Origin of the sequence: Nitrosovibrio sp. Nv4 (assembly GCF_900215485.1) — a bacterium.
Classification (GTDB): domain Bacteria; phylum Pseudomonadota; class Gammaproteobacteria; order Burkholderiales; family Nitrosomonadaceae; genus Nitrosospira.
Genome location: NZ_OCMZ01000001.1, coordinates 391254 through 410221, shown reverse-complemented (window position 1 = coordinate 410221; position 18968 = coordinate 391254). Strand labels below are relative to the sequence as shown.

19 protein-coding genes are annotated in these 18968 nt (G+C 50.5%); 15 read left to right on the top strand and 4 right to left on the bottom strand.

From position 1 onward, the window contains the following. Positions 1-189: 189 nt before the first annotated feature. The 3 genes from CRO05_RS01720 to CRO05_RS01710 form a co-directional block, all read right to left on the bottom strand. On the bottom strand, positions 190-684 hold the full coding sequence (locus tag CRO05_RS01720; protein WP_097065564.1) for a hypothetical protein: 495 nt from the start codon (positions 682-684) through the stop codon (positions 190-192). A 10-nt stretch (positions 685-694) separates the two neighbouring features. Next, the gene (locus tag CRO05_RS01715) at positions 695-1081 is read right to left on the bottom strand and encodes a DUF4224 domain-containing protein (RefSeq protein ID WP_097065563.1); all 387 of its coding nucleotides are present in this window, start codon (positions 1079-1081) and stop codon (positions 695-697) included. Positions 1082-1386: 305 nt separating this feature from the next. Beyond that, on the bottom strand, positions 1387-2322 hold the full coding sequence (locus CRO05_RS01710) for an FRG domain-containing protein (RefSeq protein WP_097065562.1): 936 nt from the start codon (positions 2320-2322) through the stop codon (positions 1387-1389). Between the two features lie 824 nt (positions 2323-3146). Here CRO05_RS01710 and CRO05_RS01705 point away from each other — a divergent pair. From CRO05_RS01705 to epsG, 11 genes are all read left to right on the top strand, one after another. Continuing rightward, entirely contained in the window at positions 3147-3944 is a 798-nt protein-coding gene (locus CRO05_RS01705) for a DVUA0089 family protein (protein ID WP_107758445.1), read from the top strand. Positions 3945-4074: 130 nt separating this feature from the next. After that, positions 4075-4278, top strand: a complete 204-nt coding sequence (locus tag CRO05_RS16090) for a hypothetical protein (protein WP_146166051.1) — start codon at positions 4075-4077, stop codon at positions 4276-4278. Beyond that, positions 4263-4460: a transposase gene (locus CRO05_RS16085; protein ID WP_369831608.1), complete on the top strand. Its 198-nt coding sequence runs from the start codon at positions 4263-4265 to the stop codon at positions 4458-4460. Before CRO05_RS16090 ends, CRO05_RS16085 begins: the two co-directional genes overlap by 16 nt. 97 nt (positions 4461-4557) lie before the next feature. Next, positions 4558-4740 (top strand): transposase, encoded by a 183-nt coding sequence (locus tag CRO05_RS16080; protein ID WP_097065558.1) that lies wholly within the window; start codon positions 4558-4560, stop codon positions 4738-4740. 1301 nt (positions 4741-6041) lie between these two features. After that, on the top strand, positions 6042-6842 hold the full coding sequence (gene epsA, locus CRO05_RS01680) for an XrtB/PEP-CTERM-associated transcriptional regulator EpsA (protein ID WP_097065556.1): 801 nt from the start codon (positions 6042-6044) through the stop codon (positions 6840-6842). A gap of 67 nt (positions 6843-6909) precedes the next feature. After that, positions 6910-8253: an undecaprenyl-phosphate glucose phosphotransferase gene (locus CRO05_RS01675; protein ID WP_235001244.1), complete on the top strand. Its 1344-nt coding sequence runs from the start codon at positions 6910-6912 to the stop codon at positions 8251-8253. Positions 8254-8387: 134 nt separating this feature from the next. Continuing rightward, a complete protein-coding gene (gene epsL / locus CRO05_RS01670) occupies positions 8388-9689 on the top strand; it encodes an XrtB/PEP-CTERM-associated polysaccharide biosynthesis outer membrane protein EpsL (protein WP_097065554.1) in 1302 nt (433 codons plus the stop codon). A gap of 545 nt (positions 9690-10234) precedes the next feature. Next, entirely contained in the window at positions 10235-11194 is a 960-nt protein-coding gene (locus tag CRO05_RS01665) for an EpsD family peptidyl-prolyl cis-trans isomerase (RefSeq protein WP_097065553.1), read from the top strand. A gap of 43 nt (positions 11195-11237) precedes the next feature. After that, complete coding sequence (gene epsE, locus CRO05_RS01660) at positions 11238-12035, top strand: polysaccharide export protein EpsE (RefSeq protein WP_097065552.1); 798 nt, start codon at positions 11238-11240, stop codon at positions 12033-12035. Between the two features lie 16 nt (positions 12036-12051). Continuing rightward, positions 12052-13467: a chain length determinant protein EpsF gene (epsF, locus tag CRO05_RS01655; protein WP_097065551.1), complete on the top strand. Its 1416-nt coding sequence runs from the start codon at positions 12052-12054 to the stop codon at positions 13465-13467. 23 nt (positions 13468-13490) lie between these two features. Continuing rightward, positions 13491-14420: a chain length determinant protein tyrosine kinase EpsG gene (gene epsG, locus CRO05_RS01650; RefSeq protein WP_097065550.1), complete on the top strand. Its 930-nt coding sequence runs from the start codon at positions 13491-13493 to the stop codon at positions 14418-14420. A gap of 194 nt (positions 14421-14614) precedes the next feature. Here the strand turns inward: epsG and CRO05_RS01645 are convergent, their stop codons facing one another. Next, positions 14615-14998, bottom strand: coding sequence for a VanZ family protein (locus CRO05_RS01645; RefSeq protein ID WP_159462687.1), 384 nt, complete (start codon positions 14996-14998; stop codon positions 14615-14617). On the opposite strand from CRO05_RS01645, the gene xrtB reads away from it, so the two are divergent. Genes xrtB through CRO05_RS01625 form a run of 4 tightly spaced genes read left to right on the top strand, consistent with a single transcriptional unit; the run spans position 14991 to position 18704 of the window. After that, on the top strand, positions 14991-15905 hold the full coding sequence (gene xrtB, locus CRO05_RS01640; RefSeq protein ID WP_097065549.1) for an exosortase B: 915 nt from the start codon (positions 14991-14993) through the stop codon (positions 15903-15905). The genes CRO05_RS01645 and xrtB overlap by 8 nt on opposite strands. Before the next feature lie 2 nt (positions 15906-15907). Then, entirely contained in the window at positions 15908-16594 is a 687-nt protein-coding gene (epsI, locus tag CRO05_RS01635; RefSeq protein ID WP_097065548.1) for an exosortase-associated protein EpsI, B-type, read from the top strand. Then, a complete protein-coding gene (gmd, locus tag CRO05_RS01630) occupies positions 16572-17702 on the top strand; it encodes a GDP-mannose 4,6-dehydratase (protein WP_097065547.1) in 1131 nt (376 codons plus the stop codon). The genes epsI and gmd overlap by 23 nt, the downstream gene beginning before the upstream one ends. 12 nt (positions 17703-17714) lie before the next feature. Next, positions 17715-18704, top strand: a complete 990-nt coding sequence (locus tag CRO05_RS01625) for a GDP-L-fucose synthase (protein ID WP_097065546.1) — start codon at positions 17715-17717, stop codon at positions 18702-18704. The last annotated feature ends 264 nt before the right edge of the window (positions 18705-18968 follow it).

The following is an 18968-nucleotide window of genomic DNA, read 5'->3' as shown; positions in this document are numbered from 1 at the left end:
AGCTATTGCAGCTTAGCGTAACGGAGTCACTTTTCGGAATTCCTTAATCTTGATGTAGTGGTCGGTTGTGGCTGAGGATGTATAACCTGCCAATGCCTGAGCATCAAGTCCCTGTCTTTTGGCATCAGTTAGTGCCTTAGCTCGAATATCGTGAAAAGTGAAACGCTCACCCCCCTGATTCTGCCCATTTCACCTGAACGCGATTCCACATTGCCTTAAATCCAGCACAGTGTAAGGCTGTCCTCTCGTCGTGCAGAATAGATATAAACCCCGGATAGGACGGGGCAAAGCACGGGCACGGGCAATCACTTCCTTGGGCGTTGGTGTCCACTCAAATAGTTGCTTGATGCCGGTTTTGCCCTGCTTGATATAGATGCCCTCAGCAGTAATCTGCTCAAGTCGCAATGCAAAAATATCACCCTTACGAAGTGCTGTCAGGTAGGCCAACTCCATCACTGTCGCTATGAAATCGCCCGCAATCTGTTTGACTGCGGTGAACTCTGCGTCGGTAATATATCTATCGCGGCCTTTCTCGGTATTTCTTGCGACGCCTCGACATGGATTAGAGTCCACTACACCCCAGCGCATTGCCATGCTGAATACGTGCGATAGAAGGGATTTTTCGAGATTTGCCCGGACCGGCGCTTTCTTGCCTCTGACGTCAAGGTACTGTGCAACATGCATAGGGCGAACATCACCTGGGCGCATTTTCCCGAATACGGCAATCAGCGGCTTTGCCTCTGTGAGATTGTCCCGATAAGTGCGAGGGGCTTTCTTTGGTGCAACTTTGAAAGTACAGGCCAATCAGCGCAGCAACGGTGTCAGTTTGTGGAACCTCACCCTCAAGCTCAATCCATTTTGCCTTTGCCTGGGCAAGGTTATCTGAGAGACGGATCCACTTGTTGCTCTGCGTGACGTAGTAATAAGCGCCATGTTTCTGGTACATGCGCGGGGGCAAGTTGAGGTTGGATTTTCTACGGCCTACCTGAAAGCAATAGCCGTTTTTCTCGAGCCAGGTACATTGCCAATGCGGTAGCTTGTAATCGATCAATTCTTCCAGTTCTGCCCGCGTCAGAAACATATATTCAGCTATGAATTGTTATTGTGTGCGGATTCCCCACTCGGCGCGGTGTCGCGCCCGGCTGTGAACGTTTTCTGCGACGCCGTGGCTGCATAGTCTGCAAGGAAGGAAGGCGCAGAACGCGCAACGGAATAGGCAGCCTTCCCCGTCATTTTCCCGCTCCGTTCACTTCCAGCCACAATACAGGGCAAACGCAGCCGGTATCGCTATCCACCGGAAAAACATACCGGGTGGTCTGTAGTGCGCTGAGTAGATGTGCTAGGTTGATCATTGTTGCGGGTGCCGTAGCGTAATATTTAATGAGGTTAATCGCCTCCTGAAGCTAAATACGCAGAATAGCCGTCAAGGTCAGGAAATAAAGTGCCATGGTGGATTTGAGCATTTCTTAATTGCCGTAGAATTTTTACCTTGGCATTCTCTTTGACTCGGAATTTCCGAATTTCCTTCCAAGGGCGTATCGTTTCGGACAGTTCATCTAATGCGTCCTCATGAAAGATTTCTGCTGGAGGACTCTTTTCCGAAGTTGCGTTATGCGTTTGTGTCTTACCATTTTTGGGGTGGAACTTCGCTGCATGTCCCGCATATATAAACCGTGACGACTGTGCTTCAATTCTCCTTGTGAAGACAAGGGGCACCACTATTAGCGGCCTGTCGGCATCCTCTAATGAGAACGGAGTCTCCCTATCCTCTGGATAAACCTCTGAAGAGTTTGGAGCATTCGCCTTTACAGTTTGTCCAATCCTGATGCTTAGCTTGTGCTCGTCACGAAATTGTTTCTTATTTAATTCCATAACGTAGAATGCTCCATCCTTTCCGTTACTCCTCCAGGCAGAGAAGTACAAAGCTACCAAGGGATTTATCGTCCAGTCCGAAAGCAATGTGGGGAGGCCGTGATGCTGAGCCACACACAACCATTCCCAATCTGAGGGATGGGCACCTTGCCAAGGTCTATTATTCTGAAGATAAAGATGAACCGCATACCTTTTTAACCTCTGCAATATCCTCATTTGAATCTCGCCAATTGAAGCTTCATCCTTTACGACCCCTGGCATTCCATCTTCCCCGTTCAAGGTAGAAGTACGAAGAAGTTTAGGGATAAGCGGCCAATGATGAGTTGTTTCGCCTCTAAAGTAATATTTAGGAGTAGTTCCCTGGTCCAAATTTTGATCGGCAAGAATATTAAATAACTGATCCAAACTTGAAATTTCGTTATTAGCCTTCTCATCCTTATTAGTGGTCATAAATGTCTTCACTTAGCCATGACAATTGAAAAGAGACATTTTAGAGTTTAAATCTTCAGCTATCCAATTTTGATACATTTCCTTTGAAGAGTAACACAGAGCACAACAATAATATGGCCCCTACATCTGGCACCTACAGGTACCTGTAACCCGCATGGATACTGGATGGAAATACATAGGTGCAGCCCCATCAGCCACCCCATCAAAGTCAAGGCACTAGAATACTTTTTTGCCCCTTCCTGAATTTTTTCTAAAGGTTATCGTGGACAATTGGACAGTTGTACAAGATAACAAGCTTGTCTTCCTATCGAACTGATGTAGCCAGCGTTTGGAGTGTAGAGCCTTTCGATGTAATCGAAGAGGTCTGATCGCGGTTCCTTGCGGGTGTCAAGTTGCCGTCGCTGAGTCGCTCCATCTTCGGTGTGGAGAAGAAACTTTCCATCGCGGCGTTATCCCGGTTGACGAGTTGCCGTTGCTCCCATACCCAGCGATGAAGCGTGTTGCTTTGATCCTCAAATCCCTCTAAATCCCCCTTTGCAGATGCCAGGCTGACTTGCGAGCCGGACCGCCTCGCGTTTGAACTGCAAAGAAAACCGCGTTTAAGGACGCAAATTTCCTGTCCAGAAGAAATGAGGGCTCCGGTGTCGGCCTTTATTACACTCGTCCCTCGTCCAACTGCCACTGGTGTCTCGTTATTCTATAAGCTGCTGAATCTGCTTCTGTTTTGCATAAGGCATGGACCTTGCTTTGCGTTAAAAGGATCGATGATTGCTGCGATCAGAAAGTTAGTCACGAGTAACCCAAACCACGAGGAGAATAAGAATATGATTTCCGATAAGGCTCACGTTTTGGATAGTGCGACACCGGCAGCACGAATGAGAAAGGACGGTTTTATGAAACGATTGACGTTAACAGTCGGCCGCGCCAGCCTAACCAACATCGTTGTACTGTCTCTTCTCTTACTTGGAAGACCATCTTACGCAACGACGTTTACTGAGCTTGGAGACACAGGCAGTCTTCCGGGTACTGCACAGATAGCGAGTGTCGTTGGACTTCTCACAGAAATTCACGGAACATTGAGCCCGGCAGATGGAGACGCCCAGGATATGTATCTCATACGTATCGCTGGCGGTGGAACTTTTTCAGCTACTACCGTGGGTGGGGTAGGTTTCGACAGCGAACTATTTCTCTTCGATTCGAGTGGAAAGGGCGTATATGCAAATGATGATGTTGCTTTTAGAGACTTCGCCCCGTCAACACTCCCTGCTGGAAATCTACTCACACCCATTACTGCCGGAGATTACTACCTGGCAATTACACAATGCTGTTCCGTGCCAACCAGTTTGGGCGGTCAAATCTTTACGATTGCAGGGCCGAACCATCGCGTTGTAAGCGGTCCGACCGGCGCTGGAGGTGATTCACCGGTTACTGGGTACTCGGGCGGGTTTGTTCAGATTCCTACGATGGGTGGGCCTTACCAGATATTTCTTACAGGTGCTCATCTTACAGGTACTCATGCTGCAGTCGTCTCGGAGCCACACACATTTGCGTTAATGCTTGCCGGGTTAGGCATGATGGGTTTCTTCGTGCGTCATCGCCAAATAAAGTCAAAACCAAGCTAGCTCGGATATAGACACTGGGCTGGGCTTTTTGTTGGCGATGGAAGGGCTCGGCTTCTTTAAGGAAGCGCTGAACAAATCATCCGGTTTGAAATTATACGGCATTCCGACAACTTTTTTTATACGCCATGCCGTGCCAAACCACCTTTGCCGATCTTGTTATGCCCGCAAGAAACGTCAGACCCACCGGGAGATTTTTCTGGGTGGGATGGAAGCGGTAGTGCCGTGGACAGCACTGCTGCAGCGCATTGAACCCGTTACCCGAGGGGCGGGCGGCAAGGCCACCAGCCCCATGCCGACGGAGAGCAAGTTGCGTATTTACTGCATGCAGAACTGATTCCATCTGTCAGGCCGGCAGATGGAAAATGCCTGTATGAGATCGAGAGCATGCGCCATTTTGCCGGCTTCAGCGGTGTCACCGATGCGCTTCCGGACGAGACCACGATACTGAACTTCCGGCATCTGTTGGAGAAGCACGAGTTGACGGCGGGTTGCTGGAGGAAATCAATATGCACCTAAAGGATCAAGGGCTGCTGGTATCGAAGGGCACCATGGTGGACGTCACCCTCATTCATACCCTTCGACCAGGAATCAGGAGCAGGCCCGTGACCCTGAGATGCACCAGACCCGGAAAGGCAAGCAATGGTACTTTGGCATGAAGGTCCATATTGGGGCGGACGTGAATTCGGGGGAGGTGCACAGTGCCGAAGTTACCGCTGCCAATGAAGCCGACACCAAGGTTCTGCCAGAAGTGGCTGCGGGCGCTGCTACCCAGATCTGGAAACCGCTATTTGTTTAGGCGCCTCTTAGACTACGGGAACAATGTTACTCATAGAAGTCCTATGAAGTCGTGCAAGACGCAGGTGTGCTCTGTAGCCTCACTTCGAAGATAGAATTCTCCGGTCTACCCACTTTAATAACCCGCAATAAGAATGGCATAGCCCGTTTGACATTAGGCAGAGCATCAATGTCAGTCCGATTGATGAAATCCTCGCCATAGGCAATGATCGTAATCTTGTACGCGTTAACCTGCCGAGATAAATATCTCTTGGTTTTCAAGGTTATCGACAATCAAAGGCCACTCACCTCGGCATCGCCATTTCATTCATTTAGCTAGAATCATGCCTTGGCGACTTTCCCTCATTTCTGGCGGCACCAATCAATACCGTCCATATTGGAAAGATTCGTCAACCCTTTCACGTCGTTCCATACAAGCAGTCCATTTGTGGGCAACAATCTGCCCAAAGTAATATAAGACTGTATGTGACTTTATCCTACCCGTGGTTCAGCCTCCTGATTGAACTGTGACCCCACCTAAAGCGTCTCTTTTGAGAGACAACTTAAAACCATAATAAACAGCATATTATCGACGAAGACAGATACTTGGTTCGGTTTTTGGAGACAATGTCGCCGCGAAACCTGCCGCTAGCTCCATAGTTTACGCCATTATAAACAGGTATCTAAGATGGCATGGTTCTTGCTTTTGCTGAAAGTGAGGGAAAGATGGGATGATGACGCTGCAAAAATTATATGTTCGCTATCGTACAGACAATCTCCGTCACAAAAGGAAGTATCCGATTGTGGGTCGTTATCACTCTTCATTGCAGCCAGCATCCTAAATCTGTAAATTGTTGTTCGGTAATTGCCTAAGTCAAGTTAGGCATCTCGAGCGTTTCTCCTAATTGTAGTTGTGGCTTGCTGTGCTGTTTCAATAGGCTGATTGCGGAAATACTCCGGTAACAATGGTGGGTCATTATGGCAACGCAAGGGAAGGCTTCGGGGAGCGTTGCAAGTTAACGCCTTTTTGTATTCTCAGCTTAAGCAATAGTACTGGATCCATCCAGCACGTGCAGGGCGTATGAAATCGGATTTGAATGCCCGTCCAATTTTGGTTTGTGTGAAAAAAAGAAATCTGCTTCGGCACTGGCAGCATTTGATACTAAAGGCAATTCTAATTGGGCGAATGCTGGTCTGAGAATATAGGGATAAGACAGCCAAGGATAAAACGCCCGCCGAAGGGGAATGATAATCTGATACGAAAGATAACTATTTGACGCTAAAGCTTTCCAACCCATCTAACTAGACCAACTAATTCACGACATGGGTTTGTTTTCCTCTCTTTCCGCTGACCATCTCCAACGTTATTTCCGCATCATTCAGGAAGGACTAGCGGTGCGTCAGCATTTTGACCTGTTAATGTGGCTACAGGGAGAGGTGCAGCAGTATCTGCCGCATGAGATTATGCTTGTCGGTTGGGGCGATTTCAGCTCCAATTCAATTCAGCACGACATTATTTCCCCATTGCCGGGGGTTAGAACCGCGCGATCGGAATCGGCAGTTCTTTCCCCATTGCTGCGGACTTTTTATAATCGCTGGATCGAACTGGGCAGAATGCCGTGCGCGTCAAGTGTGGGGTCGACTGAGACCGCTAATTCCCATATTGCGCAGGCAAACAATCCAAAATGTTCTTTTGGCCTGGCTTTGCAAGGTATGCATTCCTCTCTTTTGCATGGCATCAGCGACAAGCGTGGACGTCACGACTGCCTTTACGTGATTTTCAGTTCACAAGATGAACTCAACGATTCCACACTTGGCGCAATGGAGATCCTGCTACCTTATCTTGACACCGCAATGCGCCGGGTAGCACCTCTGCCACAATCTTCCTGCCGGCCATCGTTCCTCGCGGATCCGCGAGGAAGCGAAAACCACAGACTGAGCGAGCGCGAAATCGAGATTATGGAGTGGGTAAGGAAGGGCAAAACCAATGCCGAGATAGGCAGCATTTTGTGCATCAGTTCCTATACCGTGAAAAACCATCTGCACCAGATTTTCCGGAAACTCGACGTTTACAATCGGGTGCAAGCGGTTTCCAAAGTCGAGCGCCGTGCCCATTATGGCTGAAGCACATCCTACATTTTCCGCTTCAACCGTTTCCACGCGGCATGCCCAGGGGCCGCTCGGAAATAATATGCTTAGCGCTGTCGAGGCCATACTGGACCCTGCTGTACTGACACTTTCACTCTGGCTTGTGAGCGCCAGTATTGAAGGGGAACTGCTTCCGCCCTACCTGATCCTTGCCGTTATTGTGTTTTCGATCACCTTTCCGGGTTCCTCGCGTCTGCAATCCTCGGTCAAATTACTAATCTTCCATGTCCTCTACAGTTGGTTCTGGGTAGCTCTGCTGCTGTTCTTTCTTGGCTTTGCCACCGGCTACATTGCCGAATTCTCCCGTGAGGCGCTGATCACCTGGCTGTGGGTGGCCCCCCTGAGCCAGATCGGCGCCCATCTGGCGCTGCGTTCCGCCGCCCCTTATCTGCTCATGCTGCAGGGGCCTCCGCAACGGGCTATCATCGTTGGAATGAATGAGCAGGGGGTTGCGCTGGCCAGCCGGATTCATGAGACACGCTATTCGAAAATCGAACTGTCCGGTTTTTTCGATGACAGAAACCAGAGCAGACTTCATCAGGCCGGGCATGGCTCACTGCTCGGCAGGCTCCGTGAACTGCCCGACTTTGTCAAGGAAAACCGTATCCAATTCATCTATCTTTCGCTGCCGATGGCCTCACAGCCGCGCATTCTGCACGTTCTTGATGAACTGAAAGACACTACAGCCTCCATATACTTTGTACCGGATATGTTTATTACGGACCTTATCCAGGGTCGTAGCGGAACAGTTTGCGGTACACCTGTCGTTTCCGTATGCGAATCGCCTTTTACAGGTTCCAATGGTGCCATCAAACGGGCTAGCGATATTATTCTATCCCTGCTCATCCTGGCGTTGATCTCGCCCCTCCTGTTACTTATCGCGATCACCATAAGATTGGACTCGCCGGGCCCCGTCATTTTCAAGCAGCGCCGCTATGGTCTGGACGGAGAAGAAATCCTCGTCTATAAGTTCCGCTCGATGCGTGTCTGCGAAGATGGCGATACCATCGTGCAGGCGCAGAAAGGGGACAGCCGCATCACGCGCATCGGTGCTTTTCTGCGCAAGAATTCCCTTGACGAATTGCCACAGTTCGTCAACGTCCTGCAGGGCCGCATGAGTATCGTCGGTCCTCGACCCCATGCCGTGGCACACAATGAAATATATCGGAATCTGATAAAAGGTTACATGATCCGCCATAAGGTCAAGCCAGGCATTACCGGCTGGGCGCAGGTCAACGGCTATCGCGGCGAAACCCGAACTCTCGACAAAATGCAGGCGCGCATCGATCACGATCTCGATTACTTGCGCAATTGGTCATTACGGCTCGATCTGCATATCATCCTAAAGACCATCCTGGTGGTCCTGAAGGATCGGGCCGCCTATTGAGATTCAATCACTGTTCTACGTTATTACGTCTATATTGCCCGACAATAATACTTTCGCTATCTTTCGCTGTTCTCCAGCTAGCCAAGATGATACCCTTGCGGTATTTTGTGTCATGGAAAGATAGAGCCTCCCTAATGAAAAAAATATTGCTCCCAAATCTTTCTCTACCTTATAGACGCTGTCTCGCGATTATTATTTCTTCATGTTTCCTGCTGGCTGCGCCACATGCCGCAGCACAACAGGCCAGAGTAGCCCCCGGGGATACGTTCGGCGCGACGATTGGCAGCACGTTCATGTACGATACCAACGTTTTTCGTATTTCTCCCCTCATTGACCCCGTTGCTTTAACCGGCAAACCAACGAGGTCGGATCAGATCATAACTTCAACGGCAACACTTAGCCTGAACAAGGTTTATTCGATGCAGCGTTTCGAGGTCAACGGCAGCCTCGTCGATAACCGCTATAACAATTTTGATTTTCTGAATTTCCTGGGAAAAAACTATACGGCCGCATGGCATTGGCATCTGACTCCTTATCTTCACGGCAGGTTGACCAGCAGTCACAGTGAGGCGCTCAACAATTTCGCGAATCTAACGGGCTTCGCCAACTCTACCACCCGTAATCTTCGCACTACGGACAATTTCCATTTTGAGGGAGTTTTCGAAATTGACAGGGCCTGGCACATCATTGGCGGTATTGACCACAACGTATACAAGAACAGTCGGCTTACCGTGCAGGACTTTAACAGCAAAATTTTCTCAGTCGAAGGAGGCATTCGTTATTCTTTTCTTTCAGGCAGCTCGCTTACCTATAAGGTAAGAAATGGACAAGGAGAATTTATCAACAGAGCGGCACCTATTGTCGAGAGTCTTTTCGATACCCGTTTTGACGAGATGGAACATGAAGTTCGCCTGGTATGGCCTGTTACCGGAAAAACTTCCATTGACGCGCGCGCCGCCTACTTGAAGCGTGAACACGCACACTTTTCTCAGCGCGATTTCGACGGATTTGTAGGTAACTTCAATCTAAACTGGGCGATTACCGGTAAAACGCGGGTCAACGCCGGTTGGGTGCGCCAACTCTCCAACTATCAAACTGTATTGTTTGCTTTTCAGCATCCTGTCTTTGAGCGTTTCTCCAGCAGTTTCATTGCCACGGACCGCTTCACGGTTGCTCCGATCTGGCAGATTACTGACAAAATCGCGTTGCGCCTGCGCTACGATTTCGTCCTTAGCGATTTCCGGGGCGCGGTCATCCCGCTTCCTTCAGGTGAGCGCAGTGATGCAATGCATTCAGCTCTCGTTGCCTTGGATTGGCAACCTGTAAAAGCAGTGTTTATCAGTGGGTCGCTCCACAGGGATCACCGTAACTCCAATCTCAGAGGCTTTGACTTCGATAGTTCTGCAGCCAGTGTTTCAGCAAAACTTAACTTCTGATTATCGAGTAGGCAAATGCGGTGATTAAATGTTACGAGATATAGTTGAGCCAACAAACGAAGCGTCGTCAGTTGGGGTAATTCTCCCGACTTAAGGTAATGCCTGTTAGCCTGTGCATTAGGAGGTTAGTATAGGACAAATGGACTATTGCGCTGAAAGTGCTACCTCCGCTACCGTGCATCCAGCCCAATGGTATTTGTGTGAAATTTCGGACAATGTAAGACCTACGCCACTGATGAAACTAGCTGCCTGATGCATTTCTTTCTATTGTTGGGTTTTCTTATGAGATCGCTTAATTTTGTGCTTAAAAACTGAACTGAATACCTGAATACAAGTGCATCATGTATATTCTTTTTTCATCAGATTGTTCTTTATCCGTAGCAAGGACCGCCACAATAATGTAATGCTGTATGGGCAAAATGTGCTTTAACCCTCACGGTAGCCAGACTAGCAAAGACGACTCAAGCTGAAGCGCCATAAACGCGGGCGTGTTCTGCTCAGGTTCTGAATATTATTGGTATTTATATTTTTCACTCAAGGCTCATATGAAGCTCAGCCGCAAAGTCATACCACAAATACTTTCCCTGTCACTTGCGCTGGGGCTTGTCGCCTGTGGCAGCAAAGACGCCGAGAAACCCGCCAGTCAGATTGCAGCTAAAGTCAATTCCGGCGAGATCTCCGTTCATCAGATTAACTACGTACTTTCCCACACGGCCGCGGGCGCCAACAAACCTGAAATGGCGCCGAAGATTCGTCGGGAAATTCTTGACAGACTTATTGATCAGGAATTGGCCGTCGAACAAGCCGTTGGGAAGAAACTTGATCGTTCACCGGATGTCCTTATGGCTGTGGAAAATGCCCGCCGGGAAATCCTTGCCCGAGCTTACGTTGAGCAATTGACCGCCGCGATGGATAAGCCCACTGTCGATGAAGCGAAGAAATATTACTCAGAAAATCCCCAGCTCTTTGCCGAGCGGCGCATCTACAACATCCAGGAGATTGTGGTTCCCGCAACTGCCGGGGTTACCGAAGAGTTGCGCGAGATGCTCAACAGTGACAAGTCTATGGAAAATATAGCAAATTGGCTCAAGGGCAAGGGAATCAAGTTTGCGGCCGGCAGCGCTACACGGTCAGCTGAACAGATTCCGCTTGAACTGCTGCCTAAAATACATCCGCTTCGAGTCGGGCAAGGCCTGATTATTCAAAGTCAGCAGTCTGTTACCGTGATGCGACTCGCCGCAGCACAGTCGGTACCGGTATCGGAAGAAGCCGCACTGCCGCGCATCCAACAGTTTCTCGGCAACCAGCGCGCATCAGAAGCCGCCAAGCAAGAGTTCAAGGAGCTTAAGGCCAAGGCAAAAATCACTTATATGGGTGAATTCGCTGATACTGGCATGGCGTCGCAACCGGCCCCGGTTCCGGCTGTGGCACAGGCTACAGATGTGAGTGCGCTAAAATCCAAGGTTGACGTCGGTGTGGAAAAAGGTGTTGCAGGTTTGAAATAGAAAACTCGTTCAATTTATAGAATGCATAAGGAAATCTGAAACCATGACTCAAGCTTTGATACGTATACTGACTCTTTTATTTGTCCTGTCAACTGGGAACGCGCTATCGTCAGACAATGTCGATTATCCACTTGGCCCGGGGGATGTGTTGCGCATTCAGGTTTTCCAGAACCCCGATCTGACGACCGAAACCCGTGTTTCTGAAAATGGCTCTATCACTTACCCGCTAGTCGGCGGCGTGGAAGTTGGTGGCCTTGCCATTGCTGCTGCAGAGCAGAAGATTGCCGCCGCACTTAAGAATGGCGGCTTCGTCAGACAACCGCAGGTTAACATCATCCTCTTGCAGATGCGCGGCAACCAAGTAAGTGTGCTCGGCCAGGTCAACCGGCCGGGACGTTTCCCGCTCGAAACTCTCAGTCGAGTCAGCGATATGCTTGCCGCTGCCGGTGGAGCCTCCCAGACCGGTGATGATTTTGCCATTGTCACAGGTTTACGCGACGGTAAACCCTTCCGTACAGTGATAGACATTCCCGCGCTCTACCTCGCTGAAAAATCAGAGGAAGATATCATCCTCGCCGGTGGAGACACAATCTATGTCCATCGCGCACCGGTTTTCTACATTTATGGTGAAGCCCAGCGCCCTGGAGCCTACCGAATCGAGCGTGGTATGACAATCATGCAAGCCTTGGCTCAAGGCGGCGGCCCAACCCAGCGGGGCAGTGAGTGGTGGTTGCGTCTTCATCGGAAGAATGCTGATGGCAACGTCGAGAGAATCTCGCCCGAGATGACTGACACCGTGCTACCCAACGACATCATCTACGTTCGGGAAAGTATTTTCTAATAATGGTCGAGATGAAATGACACTCCAACAATTCCTGCTTATCCTGCGAGCGCGTTATAAGATAGCTCTTCTCACGCTGCTGGTTACGGTATTAACCACCCTTGTGGTCAGCCTGCTGTTACCTAAGCAATATACCGCCAGTTCCGCGGTGGTTGTTGATGTCAGATCGCCCGATCCTGTTGCGGGCATGGTTCTGCCCGGTATGGCCAGTCCCGCATACATGGCTACGCAAGTAGATATTATTGATAGTGATCGCGTAGCTCAGCGTGTAGTCAAGCTGCTACGCATGGACGAAAGCCCGGTTATCCGAGAGCAATGGGTGGATGCCACGGGTGGCACAGGTGATTTTAACGCTTGGTTGGCTGATCTGCTAAAGCAGAAGCTTGACGTCAAACCGTCGCGCGAGAGCAACGTCATCAACATCGAATTCAGCGGCAAGGATCCCAATTTCACCGCCACGGTGGCGAATACCTTTGCCCAAGCCTACATCGATGTCAACCAAGATCTCAAACTTGCACCCGCCCGCCAATCCGCGGCATGGTTTGAAGATCAAACCAGGGCGGTGCGTGAGAACTTGGAAAGAGCTCAGGAAGCGCTCTCGGCTCATCAGCAGAAGACTGGCGTTGTCGCCACCGATGAGCGCCTGGATTACGAAACTGCCAGGCTCAACGATCTCTCCGCGCGATTAACCAGTGTTCAGACTGAAACCACGGATAGCAGCAGCAAGCATAAATCCACCAGTTCCGAAACATTGGCTGAGGTGATGCAAAGCCCGTTGATTAACAGTCTTAAATCGGACATTGCGCGTCTTGAGGCAAAATTTCAGGAGAGCAATGTAAATCTCGGCATAAACCATCCGCAAACAAAGCGCGCGGAATCTGAACTTGCCTCCCTCCGAAGAAGACTAGCAAGCGAAACGCGGCAAATCTCCAGCAGCATAGGCACTACCTACGAAGTCGGCAAGCAAAAGGAAAAAGAGTTGCTGGAAGCTATGGAAGCTCAAAAAAAACGAGTGCTTGAACTCAATAGGGAGCGGGATGGAATCGCTGTGCTCATGCGCGATGTCGAAGCTGCGCAACGTACATTTGAAGCCGTGAGTCAGCGTGCCGCCCAGACCCGCCTCGAAAGCCAGTCGGTCCAGACGAATGTTGCAACTCTGAACCCAGCCACAGTGCCGACCCAGCATTCTCGACCGAAAATCCTGCTCAACGTTCTGATCTCCATTTTCCTCGGCTCACTGCTTGGAATAGGAATTGTTTTGATGCTCGAATTGGCTAACCGCCGGATACGTTCAGCGGAAGACCTTCTCCAGGCCATTGATCTGCCAGTGCTTGCGGTTATTCCAGGTAGCGGAGCTCGCGAAGTTTCCAAGCCCCCCAAACTACCCAAGCTACCCAAGTTGCCTAAACAGCTTGGATCCACAGCGAGCTGAACACCAAAAAAGGGAACCAGACCATGAAACCGGTAAGCGCCGCCTTCCAGACCTTCAAGCGGAATCAGACGACGAATCCTGGTGAGCCATCGATTTACGGTAAAGCCCAGCTCAACGGCGTCGGCGGTTCGATTGGGACCATCCTCGTCGATACCGGGCGTCTCACTGCGGAAAACGCCGAGCGCATTCTGCGGCTGCAAATAGAGCAGGGTAAGCGTTTTGGCGATACTGCCATCGAGTTAGGGCTGTTGACCGAAGACGATGTTCGCTTTGCACTATCGCGTCAATTTAATACCCTCTACCTTCCCGCGGGCGATAACAGTCTTAACCATCAGTTAGTGGCCGCCTATAAACCTTTCAGTCCGGTCGTCGAGAAACTTCGTGCCTTGCGAAGTCAACTTATGTTGCGCTGGTTCGATGCAGAGGCGCGACTGAATTCTCTCGCCATCGTGAGCCCTGGCACGGGGGAAGGGCGAAGTTTCATTGCTGCCAATCTGGCTATCGTATTCTCGCAGCTTGGCAAACGCACCTTACTCATCGACGCCAACCTGCGCGCGCCACGCCAGCATGAATTATTCAAGCTCGGCACCAATCCCGGTTTATCCGGTATGCTTGCCGGTCGCGTCGGTATCGAGGCCATCGCCCGTATGCCTTCACTGCCTGGGCTCTCGGTACTACCGGGTGGCGCCGTGCCACCTAATCCGCAGGAACTGCTCGGTCGCTCAGGCTTTCACGAGTTGTTGCAATCGCTAGTACGCGAGTTTGACGCCGTCATCATCGATACCCCTGCTGCACGTGACTATGCCGAAACACAAATGATCGCGGCCCGTGCGTCTGCTGCCCTCATTGTGGTTCGCAAAAATCTTACTTCAATGCCCGACACGATCGAATTAGCGAACAGTCTTCAGCAGACAGGTACATTGTCGGTGGGGTCAGTGCTGAACGACTTCTGAATGAACCAAGATGGAAGAGACGAATCTCGGGTTTGTGAGCATGATACCCGACTCTCTACATCTGCCTATCAGCGCTGCAATCATTTTTGGAGTAATCAGGCAAGTTCTTGCCTCCCGTTTTTTTGTCAGCCTTTCTTTCTCTTATTGGGAACGGGAATCTGGATGATCAGCATTCCTCAACTATTAACATGGTGCTAACCGCCCCTTATACGCCCTATGGCAAGCAACGCAGTACCAGTGAGGCTGCCCGATACGTCTGCCGCGAGATCCAGCCATCCTGCATGCCTGCCGGGCAGATACATCTGATGCCATTCATCAAGCATACCGACCAACAGCGACCCCAAAAGCGCGACGACCAGTCCGCGCCTTCCAGGCAAGCCGCTAGCAACGCCAATTGTCCAGGCGAGCAACGCAAAAATAGCACCGTGAGCCAATTTATCCCATGGCGCCGGAATCAAGTTCACGGCGACAGGTTGCGCCCCTCCAACAAACAAGCTGACGATGATCCCGAGCGTCAACAGCATGGCTGTGGCGCGGACGGCGCGAGATAATGGGCGTTGCGAAAAAAAGATGAGCATTAATTCTTCAATTATCTTCAATAAAAAAAACCTGCCGGAGGGATGGCGCAACCAGCTACCCATCTGGTTGCCTATCATTGGTGGATTAATCGTACTTTATTTGCCGAGTCTGGTCGATCTATTTCGAGGCATCTGGAGTACTGACCAGCAAGCGCATGGTCCCATTGTGCTTGGCATTGCCTGCTGGCTTATTTATCGCAAGTGGCCCGAAATGTGGCGCTTGAGTGAGGGCCAGCCCACTGCCCCTGCAGCTGGCTGGCCCATCTTTATTTTAGGTCTGCTACTCTATGTTGTTGGCCGGTCTCAAGAAATTCTGCTCCTTGAGATCGGTTCGGTCATTTGGCTGCTCGCGGCTATTCTCCTGCTCATGCGTGGTGGCGCCGCGCTCAAGGCGCAATGGTTTCCGCTCTTCTTCATGCTATTCATGATTCCCCTTCCCTCCACGGTTGTGGATACCTTGACGATGCCCATGAAGATGGCGGTTTCCTATGTGGCCGAGACCATTCTTTTCTGGGCGAACTATCCCATCGCCCGCACGGGAGTTATCCTCCAGATTGGACAATACAAGCTGCTCGTAGCAGATGCGTGCGCGGGCCTGCATACCCTCTTTACGCTCGAGGCACTGGGTCTGCTTTACCTTAACATCATCCGGCACGATTCCTTATTCCGGAACGTCGCCCTTGCTATTTTTATCGTTCCAATATCCTTTACGGCCAACGTCATCCGCGTGATGGTATTAACGCTGATTACCTACCATTTTGGTGATGAGGCGGGGCAAGGCTTCTTGCATGGATTCGCTGGCATGGTGCTCTTCCTTAGTGCGCTGCTGCTGATCATTGGGGTGGATTCGCTGTTACAACTCGGCGTCAAACTGCGGCGTGACCATAGCACCTTAAGTAGCGCGTAACAATGAATCTCTGGCTCAGAAACTTCATTCTTTTAATACTCATGCTAGCTGCCTCGGGACTTGCGTTGGCCCTGCGTCCGACCCAGAAAATTGCCGATCAAGGGCCGGCCATCGATTTGGAAACGATAATCCCGCAGACGTTCGGAGACTGGCATGTGGAGCAGCAGAATTCCGTGCAAATTGTCGACCCCCGCCAGAAGGAGATGATTGACAGGATCTATACTCAGACTCTCAGCCGCACTTATATGAACAGCCGCGGATATCGCGTCATGCTCTCGATAGCATATGGAGACGACCAGAGGGATTCAATGCAAATGCACTATCCCGAAGTCTGTTATCCGGCTCAGGGATTTTTGCTCGAGGGCAAAGAAGCAGGCAACATGGCTACTGGAAGCGGTTCAATTCCTGTTACTCGCATACTGACCAGTCTCGGCCAGCGCAACGAGCCGGTGACCTACTGGACCATAGTTGGCGATCGGGTATTTCAAGGCGGGCTTCAGAAGAAACTTGCTGAAATGAGATACGGTATGACCGGCAAAATCCCCGACGGTATGCTGATCCGAGTTTCGTCTATTGATGGCCAAACAGCGAATGCATACGACATACAGACTCAATTTGCCGATCAGATGCTTCATGCTTTAGAACCGGAATATAGGAGAAAGTTAAATGGCAACGCGCGAATCAACTGATCCAGCGAAAAAGATTGCCCTCATCACGGGCATCACTGGGCAGGATGGTGCTTATTTAGCTGAATTTTTGCTCAAAAAGAATTATATCGTTCACGGGATCAAGCGCCGCTCGTCGCTGTTCAATACCGACCGCATTGATCATCTATATCAGGATCCACACGTTTCGCAACGCAACTTTATCCTGCATTACGGGGACTTGAGCGATTCAACGAATCTGATTCGCATCATCCAGCAAGTCCAGCCTGACGAAATCTACAATCTGGCCGCAATGAGCCATGTCGCGGTCAGCTTTGAAACACCAGAATATTCCGCCAATGCGGATGGCATTGGCACATTACGAATACTGGAGGCCATCCGCATCCTTGGGTTGGAAAAAAAAACGCGCTTTTATCAAGCCAGCACCTCTGAACTCTATGGTTTAGTGCGGGAAACTCCGCAGAATGAGACAACGCCTTTCTATCCTCGCAGCCCTTATGCGGTGGCAAAGCTATATAGTTATTGGATTACGGTCAACTACCGCGAAGCCTATGGCCTTTATGCCTGTAACGGCATCCTCTTTAATCACGAAAGCCCCATTCGCGGCGAAACCTTCGTTACCCGCAAGATTACTCGCGCGCTTAGCCGGATTAAACTTGGCCTACAGGATTGTCTTTATCTAGGTAACCTGGACTCGCGGCGTGATTGGGGTCACGCTCGCGATTACGTTGAGATGCAGTGGCTGATGCTACAACAGAACCGGGCAGACGACTTCGTCATTGCTACCGGTGTTCAGTATAGTGTCCGTGATTTCGTAAACGCGGCAGCAGAAGAGCTTGGTATGCATATAAACTGGGACGGTCACGGTGTCGACGAAATAGGACGCATCGATCAGACATGTCCAGTTCGGGAATCGCGAGTTATCGTACGTGTAGATCCCCGGTACTTCCGTCCAACTGAGGTCGAGACTCTGCTCGGCGATCCATCCAAGGCCCGGAAGAAACTCGGCTGGGCGCCAAAGACTACCTTCAGGGAACTCGTCAGCGAAATGATTCGGGAGGACCTCAAGAGCGCTGAGCGAGATGAACTTGTCAAGAAAAACGGGTTTGGCGCTTATGACTATCATGAATAGGAAACGATAGACATGGATAAAAATGCCAAAATTTATATAGCCGGTCATAACGGTTTGATCGGGTCAGCTCTTGCACGCAATCTTAAGGCGAAAGGCTACCTCAATCTCCTGACCCGTACTCATGCTGAACTCGATTTAACCGACCAGAAAGCAACAGAGGCTTTTTTCGCCGCTGAGAAGCCCGACTACGTTTTCCTGGCCGCCGCAAAAGTAGGCGGTATTTATGCCAACAATACCTATCGTGCCGATTTTATCCGTGACAATTTAACCATTCAGACTAACGTGATTCACGAGGCACATCGCAATGAGGTCCAGCGATTAATCTTTCTAGCTTCCAGTAGCATCTACCCCGCCCTTTCCCCACAACCTATTAAGGAAGAATACCTCCTCACGGGTCCGTTGGAGCCGACTACTCAGCCTTATGCTCTCGCAAAGATTGCAGGGATTGAAATGTGCTGGAGCTATAACCGGCAGTATGGCACCCAGTATTTGGCCGTAATACCAACGAATCTCTACGGACCCGGGGATAACTATGATCTCAACACCAGCCACGTCATTCCGGCATTGATACGGAAGTACCACGAGGCCAAGGTCAACGGCGCACCCATGGTCACTGTTTGGGGGACGGGTATGTCTCGCCGTGAATTTATCTACAGTGAGGACATGGCCGAGGCCTGCGTGTTCCTGATGAATTTGAGGGATGACGATTATTCCCGGTTACTCTGGCCGGCCGGGACGCCGCTGGAGTCGACTGCTTTGGGCCTTGCACCTCTAATAAACATCGGGGTAGGCGAGGACATCACCATACGCGAGTTGGCGGAGACGATAAGTAAGGTTGTAGGCTACTCGGGTCGCATGGAATTCGACCGCACCAAACCGGATGGCGCTTCCCGCAGGCTGATGGATGTTTCGAGATTGCACGCTCTCGGATTCAGGTCCACTTTGGGGTTAGAAGAAGGGTTGACTCGAGCCTATGCAAACTTCCGCGCCACTAAGTGCTGACTATGGAACAGCAAACATACTGCCCTCGCCGGGTTCACTGAACCTTATGGAAATTCCATTTGATACGTGGATCTGGGACAAAATGGGCATGCCCGAATAAAATTCGTGAGCTTCAGCAGACGCGGCGACTGCGTTGGACGTTCGTCAGCGCGACTTGCTGATGAGCCGCACGGAATGACTGTCACAGACAGTTCATTCATACTTCATGTTCGTCCAACGTCCAAAAAACATTGGAAGCAATCGTCCGGGAAACTGATACAACTC